Consider the following 14,917-nt stretch of genomic DNA (forward strand, 5'->3'; position numbering starts at 1 on the left):
TCACACGAACCACCAGCGCTCCGCGGAGCGCAGCCCGTCGAGGTCCCAGTTGGCAGCCAGAGCGTCGTGGCCGATTTTGTTCGAGGTAGCGCCGACATAGTTGGCGAACAACGGAATCAAGGCGCCACCATCGTCGCGCAGCATGCCTTGCATCTCCCTGTACATCTCGGCGCGTAGTGTCTCGTTCAGCTCGGCGCGCGCCGCCACCAGCAGGCTGTTAAAGCGTTCGTTATCCCAGAAGGTATCGTTCCAGGCGGCACCCTTGGCATAGCCCGCGGAGAAGGCCCAGTCCTCGGTCGGCTTGCCGCCCCAGTAAGACACGCACCAGGGCTTCTTCATCCATACGTTGTCCCAGTAGCCATCGTTGGGCTCGCGCACCACGTTGATGTCGATGCCAGCCTTGGCGGCATGTTCCTTGAACAACACTGCAGCATCCACCGCACCGGCGAAAGCCGCGTTGGCCGTGCTCAGGTCTACCTTGAGCGAACTTAGGCCCGCCTGCTTGAGATAGAACCTGGCCTTTTCAGGGTCGTACTCGCGTTGCGCTTGTTGCTTGTCGTAGTAGCGATATCCAGGGCTGATCGGATGATCGTTGGCCACCTCGCCATAACCGCGTAGCACGGTTTGCAGCAGAGTCTTGCGGTCCAGGGCATGCTTGAGCGCCAGGCGCACATTGTTGTCCTTAAAGTGCCCCAGCGTGGTGTTCATCGGCAGGCTGTAATGCTGGCCACCGTTGACCGAGTACAGCTCAAGGCCGGCGATACGCTTAAGCAGGTGCACGGTCTTCAGATCGGCGTGGTTCATCGCATGGATTTCGCCGGTGGTCAGCGCGTTGGTGCGGGCCGCCACATCGGCTATGACCAGAAACTCCACGGAATCGAACCAGCCACGATCATCCTTCCAGTAGTTGGGATTGCGCTTGACCAGTGTGCGTACACCCGGATCGAAGCTTTCCAGAACGAATGCGCCGCAGCCAACACCCTCACTGGGGCTGACCACACCATTCTTGGCCGGCATGATCGGCAGGTGGTAGTCCGAGAGCAGGAACGGGAAGTCGGCGTTGCCGCCACTGAGGGTGATGACCACCGTACCCTTGCCGTCGGCCTGAATGTCGACGATCGGGTCGACAATGGTCTTGGCCGCCGATTTCGAGGCTTCGCCTCGATGGTGATTAAGCGAGGCCACTACGTCGGCGGCCTCCAGGGTCTTACCGTTATGGAACTCGATGCCCTGGCGCAATTTGAAGGACCATTGCTTGGCATCAGCCGAAGGCTCCCAGCTCTCGGCCAGCTCGGACTTCAGCTGACCGGTATTGGTCACCTCGGTCAGGTAGTTATGCACCGCATGCCCGACCGACTGCATGTAGTTGTCGCTGTAGGCGCCGGGATCGAAGGAGTCGGTGGTAGAACCGGAACCGATACCGAGTTTGAAGTGTCCGCCTTTCTTCGGCTTGGGCATCGCCGCCTCGGCACGCCCGACGAGGGAGCTGGCCAGCGCGACGCTTGCGCCAGCGGCCACCATGCTCATCATGAAGGTGCGCCGATCGATCCGCCCCTGACGGAAACGTGTGGCAATGTCATCGAAAATCGTGCTCATGAGTTGCTCTCCTTTAATTGGCTGTCTTATTCGGATGTAGCTCAAAACAACACTCACCGTAACGGGGTGGACTCCACGCCCCCCGTATGCATCGATGCAAGAAACCTTGCGCAGCTCGGCCGACTGCCAGCCGTCGATGCATTGGCGCGAATCAGATCCGTGCGGTAACCGATTTGACCCGACAATAGGCGCGCAGCCCCTCCAGGCCCTTCTCGCGGCCGAAACCGGACAGCTTGTTGCCGCCGAATGGTGTCTCGACGCCGCCGGCGTAATACTCATTGATATAGATCTGCCCCGCATCGATGTCCCGGGCCAGGCGCAGGGCCTTCTTGATGTCCCGCGTGTAAATGCCAGCGGCCAGTCCGAAAGCGGTGCCGTTGGCCAACTCCAGGGCCTGCTCGGCAGAATCGGCGATCTGCACCGAGAGTACGGGGCCGAAGATCTCCTCCTGCACCACCACGTCTAGGGGGCCTACGTCATCCAGAATGGTCGGCTGAAAGAACCAACCACTGCCGCTGGCCTGATCCACAGTCCTCGAGCCGCCCACGGCAACCCGCACTCCGCGGCTCTTGGCCTCGTCGACGTAGCCGGCGATCTTGTTCAGTTGTTCCTGCGAGCTGATCGCGCCGATTTCAGGATTGCGCAGACCATGGCCGAAGCTCAGTTTGCGCGTGCGTGCAGCCAGACGTTCGACGAACTCGGCATGGATCGAACGCTCGATCACTAGACGCGAGCCAGCCGAGCAGGTCTGTCCAGAGTTGGAAAAAATCGCCCAAAGCACGTCCTCGACTGCGGCATCGATGTCGCAGTCGGCGAGCATCACCGCCGGCGATTTTCCGCCAAGTTCGAGGGTGACGCTGGTGATGTTGCGGGCCGCCGCCTGCATCACCAGGCTGCCGGTGTTCACCGAACCGGTGAAGGTGATGTGGCGGACCTTTGCATGGGCCACCAGGGGCGCGCCCACTGCAGTGCCGGTACCGGTCAGCACGTTGCACACGCCGTCAGGCAAACCGGCATCGCGCAGGATTTCGGCCAACATCAGCGCGGTCAGCGGCGTCTGTTCCGCCGGCTTGACCACAACGGTGCAGCCGGCGGCCAGTGCAGGTGCGATGCCGCGCACCATGGTCGAGGTGGGGTAGTTCCAAGGGATGATATGGGCGGTGACGCCGACCGGCTCCAGGCTGGTGTAAGACAGATAATCCATGCCCAGTGGTATGGTTTCGCCCTGCAGCTTGTCGGCTGCTCCAGCGTAGTACTCGAACAGCCGGGCCGCGGAGCGGATATCGCCCTGAGCCTCGGCGAGGGACTTGCCATTGTCCAGGGTCTCCACCACCGCCAGCCGCTCGGCGTTGGCGCGTATGCCCTCGGCCGCTCGCTGCAGGATGCGCCCGCGCTCGGCCGGGGCGACCTTGCGCCAGCAGTCGCGAAAAGCGCGGTCGGATGAGGCAACTGCGGCTTCAACGTCCTCGGCATCGCCAGCGGCGAACTGGGCGAACACCTTAGTCGTACCCGGGTCGAAGGTTTCCATGGTTCGTCCAGTGGCAGCCGGACGGGACTTGCCGTCAATAAAGTGCCCGCTCGGCAGTCCAGCGAGCGTGCCGGTAGCGAAGTACTCGCCAATCAGTTGTTCGGTGATGCTGCTCATTGCTTGGCCTCGCTGACCTGATAGGTGGATTTCGCCAGCCACTGCGGCGCGATTTCTACGCCCCAGCCGGGCGCGTCCGAGACGACTATGCCGCCGTCCTCGATGCGATAAGGCGACTCGACGAACAGCCCCTCCTGCCAGGGGTAGTAATCCGGACCCTCGATGGAGAACTCCAGGTACTTGCCGGCGTTGGGGATCGCCTTGAGGTAATGCATGGTGAACAGGGTCACCATCGACAGGTTGGCGCAGTGCGGTGTGCAAGGCAGTCCGACCTTGGCGGCCATCTCGGCCACCTGCATGGAGCGGGTGATGCCGCCTAGGTAGAGAACGTCGGGTTGCACGATGTCGACGGCGCGCATGTCGATCAAGCGCCGCCAGGTCGCAAGGTCGCAATCCTGCTCGCCACCAGTCACAGCCACATCCAGTGCCTCACTGACCTCACGGGTTTGCTCCAGCTCCCAGTAAGGGCAAGGCTCCTCGAAATGCTCGATACCATGCTGCTCCAGCAAACGGCCGACCTCGATGGCCCGCTGCGGCGAGTAGCCCGAATTGGCGTCAACCAGCAACGCCACCTCATCGCCCAATGCCTGGCGAATGGTCGGCACAATGCCTTCGGTACGCCCGGGCCACTCGTCGACGTCATGCCCACACTCGCGGCCGACGCGGAACTTGAAGGCATCGAAACCGTACTTATCTCGCAAACTCTGCATGCGCTGAGCCTCGGCTTGCGGGGTGATGTCGCGACGCATCGACGAGGCGTAGGCGCGCAGGCTGCCCGGCGTGCCGCCGAGCAGGGTCACCACCGGTTTGCCCTCCAGCTTGCCGCGCAAATCCCACAGTGCGGTATCCAGCCCGGCCATGGCCCGGAGCAGGTAAGAACCGGGGTATTTGTGCTCGCGCTCAGGGATCTGCTGCATCAGCGCGCCGATGTCCAGGGCATCGGCGCCCAGTGCCCAGACCGCCACCTGACGATGGAAAACCTGGGCGGTGATGTCCGCGTTGTAGGTCGACAGTTGACCCCAGCCTTCTGCGCCTTCGTCGGTGGTCACCCGGACGAAGCCGACGAACTCGTTGCAGAAGGTTTCCAGTTTGCTGATCTTCATCATGCAGCATCCTTGTTCAGGCGATCGGCCAGAATCATGTCGGCAGCCTTCTGCGCGACCATGATGGTTGGCGCGTTGGTATTGCCGGAAGTAATTGAAGGGAAGATGGAGGCATCGACCACCCTTAGTGCATCGAGACCGTGCACTCTCAGCATGGGGTCGACCACCGAGTGTCGAGGGTCTGGGCCCATTCCACAGGTACCCACCGGATGAAACACCGAGCCACAGCGCTCGCGGAAATCTTCGACTATGTCCTCGTCCGTCATGATATCCAGACAAGGGGGCATGGCCTCCTTGATCAGGCCACGCATCGCCTGGGTCCGGGCCATTTTTTGGATGAAGCGCCCACCGGCGATGACGTCAGCAATATCCTGCTCTTCAGACAAATAATTAGGTCGAATGGCCGGCGGCACCTTGGGGTCGGCCGAACAAATATCTATGCGCCCCCGACTGAGTGGCTGGCAGGGCTGGAAAGACAGGATGAACCCCGAAAACGGATCGGGATTCATCAGCGGTCGCTTGCCTTCCGGGGCCGTAGAGTAAGTAATCGGGTTGAAATACAGCTGAATGTTTGGCTGAGTCGCATCAGAACGCGAGCGGACGAAGCCCCCACATTGATTCACGCCCAAACTTAACGGCCCCTTGCGACTCAACACATAGCGTAAACCCGCCGCCAGCTTGCCTCTCAGCGGGTAGAGCGCATCATTCAGCGTCGGCTCGGTCGCCTTGTAGAAATAGCTGACGGCGATGTGGTCCTGCAACTGCCCTCCGACCGCCTGCTGATCCAGCACCACGTCGATGCCGTGCTTGCGCAACAGCGCAGCAGGGCCGACACCAGAGAGCTGCAAGAGCTTAGGCGTGTTAACCGCCCCAGCACTGAGGATCACTTCGCGAGCTGCCTGGGCAGTAAATACCTGCCCGTTCTGTTCGAATTCGACACCCACCGCACGTCGCCCCTCGAACAACACTCGACGCACCAGCGCATGGGTCTCCAGGCGCAGATTGGCTCGGTCCAGCGCCGGGCGCAGAAAAGCGTCGGCCGAAGAGCAGCGCACGCCCTTGCGCGTATTGATCTGATAGAGACCAACACCTTCCGGAGTTGGACCATTAAAGTCGTCGGTGTAGGGTAGTTTCATCTCCTGGGCTGCGGCGAAAAAGTGCCGTTTCAATGGATGCATCTCGCGACTGACGTCTGAGACATGCAGGGGGCCGCCAGGCCCGGCCTTACCCTCAGCATCAACCCGGCACTCAGAGCGCCTGAAGTAGCTCTCCACGTCAGTCCAGCCCCAGCCGACGTTGCCCTTGTCCAACCAGCTGTCAAAGTCGCTTGGCAGACCGCGGCAATAGACCAGGGCGTTGATTGAGCTGGAGCCACCAATTACCCGACCTCGGGGCCAGTAGCTGCTGCGGCCCTTCATCGCTTGCTCCGGCTCGGTCTCGAATTTCCAGTTGATGCGCTCGTCAAAGAAAGTCCGACCGTAACCGATTGGCAGTTTTATCCAGAAGCGGCGATCTGTGCCGCCGGCCTCAAGCACCAGCACGCGATTTCGAGCATCGGCGGATAGCCGATCCGCCAATACGCATCCAGCCGAACCGCTGCCCACAATGATGTAGTCGAATTCACCCATGCTTGTGCCTTATGCGCCCATTCCGTGTTTAAACGATTGCAGTTGTAGCGGTCCGACCTTCGGTAGTCGGTCTGCCGTACGCCAATCTTGTGGGTACACATAATTCAGGTAATCTAGCCATCAATCAAACAAGCAAAAATAGCCCTTTGGGGTCAATGGATTAAACGCTAGCCTATGAGTTACTCATTTCCCCACCTGCCCTGGTTGCGCTCTTTCGAGGCAGCTGCGCGCAACTTGAGCTTCACCGCAGCGGCCAGCGAATTGCATCTATCGCCCGCAGCAGTGAGCCTGCAAATTCGCTCGCTGGAGCAACACTTGGGATTTCCCCTGTTTGAGCGACTGCCACGCGGCGTGCGGCTTACCGATATGGGCCGCGCCTACCTACCGTCAATTCGCAAGGCCTTCGATGGGCTTTCGCTTTCAACCGTGGGCCTGTTCGGCAGCAGGGGCGATCGGTCAGTGACGGTTCGTTCTACGGCTTCATTCGCAATCCTCTGGCTGGCACCGCGCCTTAACTCATTCTTGGAGGCCTACCCAGATATTGATGTGCGTCTGTTTACAGCTATATGGGCGGATGCGCTGGAGGCCGATCAGTCGGATATTGACATCCGCTTCGGCGACGGCCGCTGGGAGGGCTATGAGGTAGAGCTGATCAGGAAAGAGTCGTCAGTGCCTGTGTGTAGTCCAACGTGGCACAGTCGAGCGGGCAGCCCAGCGGAGCTGGCCGAATACGCCCAGCGCCACCTGATTCATATCATGGGCTGCGAAGACCTTTGGACGCGCTGGTTTCGCGCAGCCGGCGCAGAAAACTACACCGCCCCAAAAGGTATTCAGGTTGACTCTTCGCTCATCGCCCTGGAGCTAGCCTGCGCGGGCTCTGGTTGCGCCCTGATACTACGAAGTTTCACGACCCCTTACATAGAAGCCGGTCGGCTGATTTCGCCCTTTGAAGGAGAGCTGAAAATTGAACAGTCCCATTATTTACTCCTTCCCGAAGGTGAAGAGCCCCCGCGTCCAGAGGTGCTGCTCTTTCGCGAGTGGTTACTAAACACCGCAAAGTCAGCGTGAAGTAGCCCGTTGCGCCTGCAAGGACTGCCTCCTAATTAGTAGTTTGTTCACCATAATGTATCGTTCAGGTCGTCCCGTGCTTTGCAGTGCAGGACGCGCTTAGGATCACGGATGATCGACCATCGCCTGGGAAGCTGCTGACAGTTGCTGTCCATACCTAGTAAGCCGTTTCCCCGTGCGCACTAATAGTTTTCCGTGCCGACGGGGGGGGCAAACGATTTGGAGCAATGCACCCACATCAGGCCCTGACAACGATCAGAGACCCGGATCACGCAACTTGCAATTCTCATAGCACGCTTCAGATGCGTGCAGCGTCAGTGCGCCAAACACCAGGAGCCGCTGACAGTGCGCGGGGTCTGCCCGCTACACGATGTCGGCAAAGGCTTGACACCGATGGCCGATTGGCCCGGCATATTGCCCATGAGCAACGCGGACTGAAGACGATCAGCGCGATCAACGAGCGCAGCAAGGCACCGAAGGACTGCCAGGATCTGGCCCTGCTGGCCGGTGAGTACTACACACACGGCCATCGCGCCCTTGAGCTGAAAGCCTCGCCCCTACTGGAGCTGTTGCAGCACTTCGATGTGTTTCGCCGCCCGCAACGCTTCGAGGCGCTCATCGCAGCCTGCGGAATGGATGCCTGGGGCGGGGCGGACTGGAACAGCGCAACTACCTGCAAGCTGCCCACCTACGCGGTGCCATGCAGGCGGCTCGCTCCATGGAGGTACAGTCGCTGCCGGAGCAGGGCTTGCAAGGCCCCGAACAGGGCGAGGCACTCATGACCTACAAAGCACAGCCATAGGCCAAACCGTGCAACCGACGTCAACGGTGCGCGGGGAAGGTTTGGCGCAGCTCGACGGGGGTCAGCTCGGCCCCCCGCCACTGGAATGCCACAGGGTGAAGCTGCTGCTCGATCTGCGCACTCTGCCACAGGGCAGCAAAACTACACTGTTCAGCCGGATGCAGGTCATTTGGCACCAATAGCGCCAACGGCCAGAGCACAAAGGCGTTTTTCAGAATTTCTGCACGCGGCAGCACCACCCCGTCGAAATTGCCGACCTGATCGCCATACAGCAGCACATCGATATCCAGCGGCAAGCCCTTGCGCCCGGGTGCATAACGACCATTGTCCGCCTCGATGAATTTCAGCCGCCGATCCAGCTCACCCAACGGCAGCTCGCTGTAGCCCGCCACCACCAGGTTCAAGAAGGGTCCACTCTTGATGCCCACCGCCTGGCTTTCGAATACCGGCGAGCAGCGCATGTCGCGCAACATTGGGGTCAACGCATCGAGCCCGGCCTGCAAATGCGCCTCACGCTCGATATTGCTGCCCAGACCTAGCACAACCGGAGTTAGCGACATCCGTGCTCGATCTCCACGCCAACACCATTAACCGCTGCCGGTACTGCACCAGGCTTGGTCCACCTGAAGTGCAGCCTGGGAATCTGGAACTCGCTCATCAACACCTCGACTGCCACTCGGCAAAGGGTTCCACCAGAATGAACTGCGCTTCGCTGGCGAAGCCCTGGACATGCGCCGACACCGCTGTGTAATTGAGCGACTTGCTCAGCTCATCACCAGCCGTTGCCGGGCGATTGTCCCAACCCAGGCACAGATCCAGGCGCAAGTACTGCCGAATAGTACGTTCCCAGTCGTAGGTGCCGATTACCGTATCGACTTCCAGGCCTTTAATAAAAACTGCGTTCAAGCACTCTCTCCACAACACGCCAAGGCCTTGCCATATCGCTGGCTTACCGAGTAACAACTACTGTGCATGACTACATGGCGTTGAAAAAGGCAACGCCACTTTTGCGCAAGAATTCGCATCGCGCCGGAATTTCGGCAAAGCCCAAGGCGTTCGGATCCGATGCGACGGTCCGCGTGTTCTTTTTCCCCTGCCCATCGTGAGCGTCTCCTGTAGCTCTGATACGATTGCCGGCGCTCTCATTACCGACCGATCGGTCAGTATAACGTTTTATACCACAGAACCCAATGCGCGGATTATCAAGCAAAGCGCAGGCAGCCAGTCAACCGATCAGCGCGAAAATCTCGCTGTCCGTCAGGTCATAATCTATTCAGGCCTTGAGACCAGGCAGCATCAGCTCACAGAAAAAATTGGCAATTTCCTCCGGCGTCTGACGCCCCCCTGGACGAATCCAGAGATAGGTGTAGTGGTGCATGCCGAGCACAGCCTTGACGGCCAGCGAGTCGGCTGTATGAAACACACCCTCGGCGACACCGATCTTCAGGATATCGGTCCAGACGCGTTCGTATTGTCGGTGTAGCTCCAACAATTCCAGCTTGCGCTCGCCCACGACCGAATGAACTTCACGAAAGCACACCGTCAGCTCCGCGAGATGGTCGACGATAGTGGCCATTACGACCCCTGAATACCGGCGAAATCGGGCTTCCGCCAACATGGGTGTAGCCAGTAGAGCATCGCCCGCGTTCAGCAGTTCGCGCAGATAGCGACTAGTGATTTCGAACAGAAGCTCTTCCTTACTGGAGATATGGTAGTAGAGCGCGCCCCTTCCGAGGCCAGTGGCCTTTTCAAGATCCGCCATGCCCGTCGCATGGAAGCCGCGAGTTGCGAACAACTCTGCAGCCACCTTGAAAATCCGTTCCTTGCTTCCGCCCGTATTCGCGTCCCCATCCGAAGTCGCATTGGTCTTTACCATTTTTCTCATTCCTTCTGCCCAAATTACCGCCCTAGAGCGGGAAACTTTCACAACCAATAATAGCACTGACCGATCGGTACATTAAATATTGACCGGTCAGTACAGATCATCTATAAATCTAGCTATCTGTTGCGCTAGTTGCTGCTCTCTAGCGGAGCAATTAGGACGATTCCACACAAAAACAAGAGGCGACCTACCGGTTGCAGGAGAAACGTCATGTTGCAGACTGCAGGCGCGTTTTGCGCAAGATTGTCTCGGGAATACATACCCAATCCCTTCATTTTTGCCATCATCCTCTCGGTAGTTGTCTATCTGCTTGGGATCGCTCTGACCGATTCGGGGCCGTTCCAGATGGTCGAGTACTGGTATGGCGGCTTCTGGAATCTGCTCAGTTTTGCGATGCAAATGGTCGTGATTTTGCTGTTCGGTCACGTGCTCGCATCCTCGCCCCCCGCTCTCAGGATTATCGGTTGGGCAGCGCGCCTGCCAAACAGTGCCGGGCAGGCTATCGTTCTGATCACAGTGCTGGCTGTGGTCTTCGGCTTCATCAGCTGGGGGTTAGGCCTGATCATCGGGGCCATTGCGGCCAAGGAGGTTTGCCTTCAGGCCAAGCGACGCGGCATCAAAGTTCACTATCCGCTCGCAGCGGCAGCGGGATTTTCCGGACTCATCATTTTCAACTGCGGCTTTTCCGCCTCGGCCCCATTATTGGTAAACACGGAAGGCCATTTCCTGGCAGACAAAATCGGTCTGATTCCAATCGCCGAGACAATCTTCACACCCTACAACCTCATCGTTATCACAGCCTTCCTTTTGATCATTCCGCTGGTCTATCGCGCCATGCATCCGGCCGAGACACAAACTGAAGAAGTAAGCGATGAGCCCGTCGATACACCCCAACAACTACCGTTTTCGGTTGGCACGGGAGACGCGGCCACGGCCATGCAGCGCTCGGCTGTAGAGTTTGATCAGCTCTTTCAGATCAGCCCGACCGGAGTGATGACAGCCGCTCCCACAGAATTTGACCAAATCGGTAGTGAGCAAGCGGCTCGGTCGTTCGCCGAGCGCCTTGAACAGGCGCAACCTCTGTCCTGGCTGGTTGCAGTCGCGGGATTGAGCTACCTGGGTTATCACTTCACGACCAAGGGCTTCGACCTCAACCTCAACATCGTCAACTTCACCCTGTTGATCCTTGGGTTAATCGCTTACAAAACACCCACAGATTATGTCGAAGCGATCGACGATGGCATCCGAAGCTGTGGCCAGATCGTTCTGCAGTTTCCGTTCTATGCCGGGATCATGGGAATGATGGCTAGCTCAGGTCTTGTGTCGATCTTCGCGGAGTCTCTGGTCGCAGCATCCAACCAGTACACATTCCCGCTGATGACACTCATCAGTTCGGCCATCACCAACCTGTTCGTTCCTTCGGCTGGGGGGCAGTGGGCCGTGCAAGGCCCGCTATTGATAGAGGCCGCACAAAAAATCGGGGCAGATATCGGTGTCACTGTAATGGCCTTCTCCTATGGCGATCAGCTCACCAACGGCATTCAGCCTATGTGGATGCTGCCCCTGCTTGGCGTTACAGCGCTTAAAGCCCGCGAAATTCTTGGTTACACGGCAGTAATGATGATGGTTGCGTTTGTGATATTCGGCGTCGGCGTCACAATTCTTCCGCTGTTATTTACTTGAATGAGGTGCTACTCGATGAATAAGAACATCAATGCACCCCAAGCTCTCTGGTCACCCAATAAAGCGCAAATCGAGAGCGCACAGATAACCCGCTTCGCTCATTTCTTGAGGCTCGAACGCATTATGCGCGTACCGGGCGAACAGATCCGGACCGGGATGCCGCTCAGCGTGGATTGGGAAGAACGGGGCGATCTGACCTTTCCTGTACTCCGGTTGAAGAACGAGTACTCGAGATGATCACTGGCATGACCACTGAATACACTCCGGTGTTGCTCGACGGCATTCGCACTCCATTCGGCAAACTCGGCGGCGCGCTCGCCGGGCTAAGTGGCAGGCAACTGAACGCCATCGCACTGAAAGCCTTGCTCAAACGTCAGCCCGAACTCGTCGAGTGCGATGGCGTGCTACTCGGCCAAGTTCTTCAAGCCGCGCAAGGCCAGAATCCGGCACGCCTGGCCGCGGTCGACGCTGGCGTCGCGTCCACCGTCCCGGCCGCTACCATGAACAGCGTGTGTCTGGCCGGCCTGGGTACGGTCGCCGATGCGGCTCGACGCATCCGCTTGGGGGAAGGGAAAGCCTTTCTGGTAGGAGGCGGCGACTCCATGTCGCGTGCGCCGCATACCAGCCTTTTGCGCCCGGGCGTGCCACGACCGGGCAGCTTGGAGCTAGTCGATACATTGATTCGCGACGGCCTCTGGTGTTCGCTGACCGACGAAGGAATGGGGGATGTCTCCGAGCGGGCGAACCAGGCGTTGGGTATCAGCCGCGTCACCCAGGATGACATCGCGCTCAGATCTCAGCGCCTGGCAAGCCAGGCGGTTGCAGCGGGTCGCCTGCGCGAGGAAATCATCCCGATTACGATTGGCAACACGACGCTGGAACAGGACGAGGGTATCCGCGCCAACATCAGTGCCGAACGACTAGCGAAACTCAAGCCTGCCTTTGTCGCGGGCGGGTCTATCACTGCGGGAAACGCTTCGCAGATGAGTGACGGAGCTTCGGTCGGAGCCTTGACTTCGCTGGCCTACGCCGAGGCGCTCGGACGTGAGCCACTAGCTCGGATCGTCGCGTTCGCCGAGGTTGCCGGACCGGACAATACCTTGCACCTCAAGCCAGCATTTGCGGTGGAAAGAGCGCTCGACCGGGCGGGCTTGCGGCTGAGCGATATTGACCTTTTCGAAATCAACGAGGCTTTTGCCGCTGTCGTGGCCGCAAGCTGCTCGCGGTTGAGCATCCCGATAGACGTGGTGAACGTAAATGGCGGTGCGATTGCCATCGGCCACCCGCTCGGCGGCACAGGTTTTCGTCTGTTACTTACTCTTGCACACCAGCTTGTCCGCCAACAGGCGCGCTACGGGGTGGCCTGCATGTGTGGTGGGGGTGGGCAAGGTTTTGCAGTAATCATAGAGAGGATGAAGCGATGAGCGAAGTAACCAAGCAAGTTAATGGCTGGACCGGAACACGGAAGGGCATGCCTCAAGTCGGCGCCTCCGCCGAGCGCGGCAAGGACGTCACGCTGGCTGATATTGAGCTTTTTAGTGCAATGACCGGCGACCGAAACCCTTTGCATACAGACAAGGCAGCAGCCGAAGCCTCCCGCTTCGGTGGACTGATAGTCCAAGGTGGGGTGACAACGGGGATGCTCAATGCGGTGGTCGCCGAAGACCTTCCGGGGCCGGGAACAGTATTCATGAGTGTGGAATGGAAATTCATTAAACCGACTTATGTTGGCGATCGAATCACGGCATCCGTCAAGGTCCTAGAGGTTCGTGAAGACAAGCCTTTCTGCACAATAGAGACCAAGGTGCACAACCAGAAAGGCGAGCTCTGCCTTGAAGGCAAGGCAGTGACGTACACAGCTGACCTGCCCCGCTGAATTACCCGTAGCCTGCTGCTCTGCGGGCTGCCCTCCAATAAATCTAGAGGTCACTGAAATGATGGACTGGAACGCATATCGCGAAAAGCTTATGGCAGGTATTGGCGACCTTCAGGCGCTGTCTCCCGATACAGTAGGTGGCTACGTTCAAGCTAGCGGCGCAGGTGCCAAAACCAATTACCTAGACGGCAAGACTCGCGAGTTGATCGCGATTGCCGTGGCGGTGACCACCCGCTGCGACGGCTGTATTAGCGTGCATGCCGAACGGGCAGTCAAACAAGGCGCTTCCGAGCAAGAAGTCGCCGAGGCACTCGGCGTTGCGGTCGCGCTAAATGCCGGAGCGGCGCTCGTCTATTCGGCGCGCGCGCTCGATGCGGTCAAAAAAACGACCGAAAGAAGCGATCTCATGACCGCAACCAGTAGTTAACTAGGAACCGTTGATGAATAGATCGTTGTTTCAAACAAGCACGGCAACGGCAATGGGAATTGTCCCGATCACCACAATCGCGATGCTTGCCTTTGCCGGCAACTCAGTACTCTGCCGACTAGCGTTAAAGAACACTGACATTGACGCAGCGACCTTCTCCATGCTTCGTCTGGCTAGTGGTGCGCTGGTATTGTGGTTGCTGCTCGCCTTACGCAAACGCGGCAACGGCAACGGCAACGGCAACACTGGGTCATGGTCGGGCGCGCTGGCCCTGAGCATCTACGTTGTTGCATTTACATTCGCCTATATCAAGCTGGACACCGGGATGGGGGCCCTGCTGCTGTTTGGCGCCGTTCAACTAAGCATGCTGGCCTACGGTTTTCTTCGCGGCGAGCGGTTGGCGCCTTTGGCCGCCGCTGGACTGTTGCTGTCGCTGGCGGGGCTCGTCGTGTTACTGCTTCCCGGTGCCAGCACCCCCCCGACAGGCAGTGCGGCGCTGATGATTGCCGCAGGGCTGGCCTGGGCCGCCTATTCCTTGCTTGGTCGGGGCGTTGTGGACCCGCTCGCGCTGACAGCCGCGAACTTTCGCAAGGCGGTCCCCATCGCGCTCGTCCTTTGCTTGCCGTTCATTGGGAGTCTACGGCTCGATGGATGGGGGGCGTTTTACGCTGTTTTGTCTGGCGCTGTAGCGTCGGGACTTGGCTATGCCATCTGGTACAGCGCGCTCCGAGGTCTGAGCGCAATGCAGGCTTCCACCGTACAGTTGAGCGTACCCATTCTCGCATCACTCGCTGGGGTAGCACTGTTAAGCGAGCCCCTGACCCTGCGGATAGCAATCGCGTCGGTCGCGGTGCTCGGAGGGATAAGCCTAGTGCTCTGCACGAAAGCGAAGACCTAATACGGAAGAACTGGCAGTGGATGTTTATTGCCCGACCATATCTATCTGCCATCGCTTTGTAATGGTCAACAAATTGTGGACACTGGTTTAGGGTTATCTGGACTACCCCCGCTTCGGTCGACACCTCCAAGCGTCGAACCTGAGCGTCCAGGTCTTGTAGGTTCTTTTGCTCAGGCGTCATGGCCTTGATGCGCTGTGGTGTTGCTCAACCGCGCTAGTCACGGAGTTGCTCAACCCATAGGCGCAACGATGTCGGACTTACTCCCCTCTACTTGTAGGCCTCAGGCACTGAATAACCTTGATCTAGAA

At 58.9% G+C, this 14,917-nt stretch carries 13 protein-coding genes and 2 pseudogenes; 8 read left to right on the forward strand and 7 right to left on the reverse strand.

What is annotated here, in order from left to right; translation table 11 throughout:
- From B2D37_RS15705 to B2D37_RS15720, 4 genes are all read right to left on the reverse strand, one after another.
- On the reverse strand, positions 1 to 1,596 hold the full coding sequence (locus B2D37_RS15705; protein ID WP_154067104.1) for an ABC transporter substrate-binding protein: 1,596 nt from the start codon (positions 1,594 to 1,596) through the stop codon (positions 1 to 3).
- A gap of 151 nt (positions 1,597 to 1,747) precedes the next feature.
- Positions 1,748 to 3,241, reverse strand: coding sequence for an aldehyde dehydrogenase family protein (locus B2D37_RS15710; protein ID WP_079203566.1), 1,494 nt, complete (start codon positions 3,239 to 3,241; stop codon positions 1,748 to 1,750).
- Positions 3,238 to 4,347: a mandelate racemase/muconate lactonizing enzyme family protein gene (locus B2D37_RS15715; protein WP_218190328.1), complete on the reverse strand. Its 1,110-nt coding sequence runs from the start codon at positions 4,345 to 4,347 to the stop codon at positions 3,238 to 3,240. Before B2D37_RS15715 ends, B2D37_RS15710 begins: the two co-directional genes overlap by 4 nt.
- Entirely contained in the window at positions 4,344 to 5,972 is a 1,629-nt protein-coding gene (locus B2D37_RS15720) for a GMC family oxidoreductase (RefSeq protein WP_079203568.1), read from the reverse strand. Before B2D37_RS15720 ends, B2D37_RS15715 begins: the two co-directional genes overlap by 4 nt.
- A 174-nt stretch (positions 5,973 to 6,146) precedes the next feature.
- Between B2D37_RS15720 and B2D37_RS15725 the strand changes: the two genes are divergently transcribed.
- Positions 6,147 to 7,040: a LysR substrate-binding domain-containing protein gene (locus B2D37_RS15725; protein ID WP_079203569.1), complete on the forward strand. Its 894-nt coding sequence runs from the start codon at positions 6,147 to 6,149 to the stop codon at positions 7,038 to 7,040.
- A 306-nt stretch (positions 7,041 to 7,346) separates the two neighbouring features.
- Positions 7,347 to 7,842: pseudogene (cca, locus tag B2D37_RS23785) on the forward strand (multifunctional CCA tRNA nucleotidyl transferase/2'3'-cyclic phosphodiesterase/2'nucleotidase/phosphatase); the annotation flags it as partial.
- A 20-nt stretch (positions 7,843 to 7,862) separates the two neighbouring features.
- On the opposite strand, the gene folK reads toward cca, so the two are convergent.
- From folK to B2D37_RS15745, 3 genes and pseudogenes are all read right to left on the reverse strand, one after another.
- The gene (folK, locus tag B2D37_RS15735) at positions 7,863 to 8,402 is read right to left on the reverse strand and encodes a 2-amino-4-hydroxy-6-hydroxymethyldihydropteridine diphosphokinase (protein ID WP_079203570.1); all 540 of its coding nucleotides are present in this window, start codon (positions 8,400 to 8,402) and stop codon (positions 7,863 to 7,865) included.
- A pseudogene (locus B2D37_RS15740) lies at positions 8,393 to 8,748 on the reverse strand (dihydroneopterin aldolase). Before B2D37_RS15740 ends, folK begins: the two are co-directional and overlap by 10 nt.
- 367 nt (positions 8,749 to 9,115) lie before the next feature.
- Positions 9,116 to 9,718: a TetR/AcrR family transcriptional regulator gene (locus tag B2D37_RS15745; RefSeq protein WP_177345234.1), complete on the reverse strand. Its 603-nt coding sequence runs from the start codon at positions 9,716 to 9,718 to the stop codon at positions 9,116 to 9,118.
- 216 nt (positions 9,719 to 9,934) lie between these two features.
- Here B2D37_RS15745 and B2D37_RS15750 point away from each other — a divergent pair, with 216 nt between their 5' ends.
- The 6 genes from B2D37_RS15750 to B2D37_RS15775 are packed head-to-tail and all read left to right on the forward strand — an operon-like array spanning position 9,935 to position 14,608.
- Positions 9,935 to 11,407 (forward strand): short-chain fatty acid transporter, encoded by a 1,473-nt coding sequence (locus B2D37_RS15750; RefSeq protein ID WP_079203572.1) that lies wholly within the window; start codon positions 9,935 to 9,937, stop codon positions 11,405 to 11,407.
- A gap of 15 nt (positions 11,408 to 11,422) precedes the next feature.
- A complete protein-coding gene (locus B2D37_RS15755) occupies positions 11,423 to 11,644 on the forward strand; it encodes a hypothetical protein (RefSeq protein ID WP_079203573.1) in 222 nt (73 codons plus the stop codon).
- Between the two features lie 8 nt (positions 11,645 to 11,652).
- Positions 11,653 to 12,831 (forward strand): acetyl-CoA C-acyltransferase, encoded by a 1,179-nt coding sequence (locus B2D37_RS15760; protein WP_079205000.1) that lies wholly within the window; start codon positions 11,653 to 11,655, stop codon positions 12,829 to 12,831.
- Positions 12,828 to 13,283: a MaoC family dehydratase gene (locus B2D37_RS15765; RefSeq protein ID WP_079203574.1), complete on the forward strand. Its 456-nt coding sequence runs from the start codon at positions 12,828 to 12,830 to the stop codon at positions 13,281 to 13,283. The genes B2D37_RS15760 and B2D37_RS15765 overlap by 4 nt, the downstream gene beginning before the upstream one ends.
- Positions 13,284 to 13,341: 58 nt before the next feature.
- Entirely contained in the window at positions 13,342 to 13,710 is a 369-nt protein-coding gene (locus B2D37_RS15770) for a carboxymuconolactone decarboxylase family protein (protein WP_079203575.1), read from the forward strand.
- A gap of 13 nt (positions 13,711 to 13,723) precedes the next feature.
- Complete coding sequence (locus B2D37_RS15775) at positions 13,724 to 14,608, forward strand: DMT family transporter (RefSeq protein ID WP_079203576.1); 885 nt, start codon at positions 13,724 to 13,726, stop codon at positions 14,606 to 14,608.
- Positions 14,609 to 14,917: the final 309 nt, after the last annotated feature.

Origin of the sequence: Pseudomonas sp. CC6-YY-74, from assembly GCF_002025205.1 — a bacterium.
In the GTDB taxonomy this organism is placed as follows: Bacteria; Pseudomonadota; Gammaproteobacteria; order Pseudomonadales; family Pseudomonadaceae; genus Aquipseudomonas; species Aquipseudomonas paeninsulae.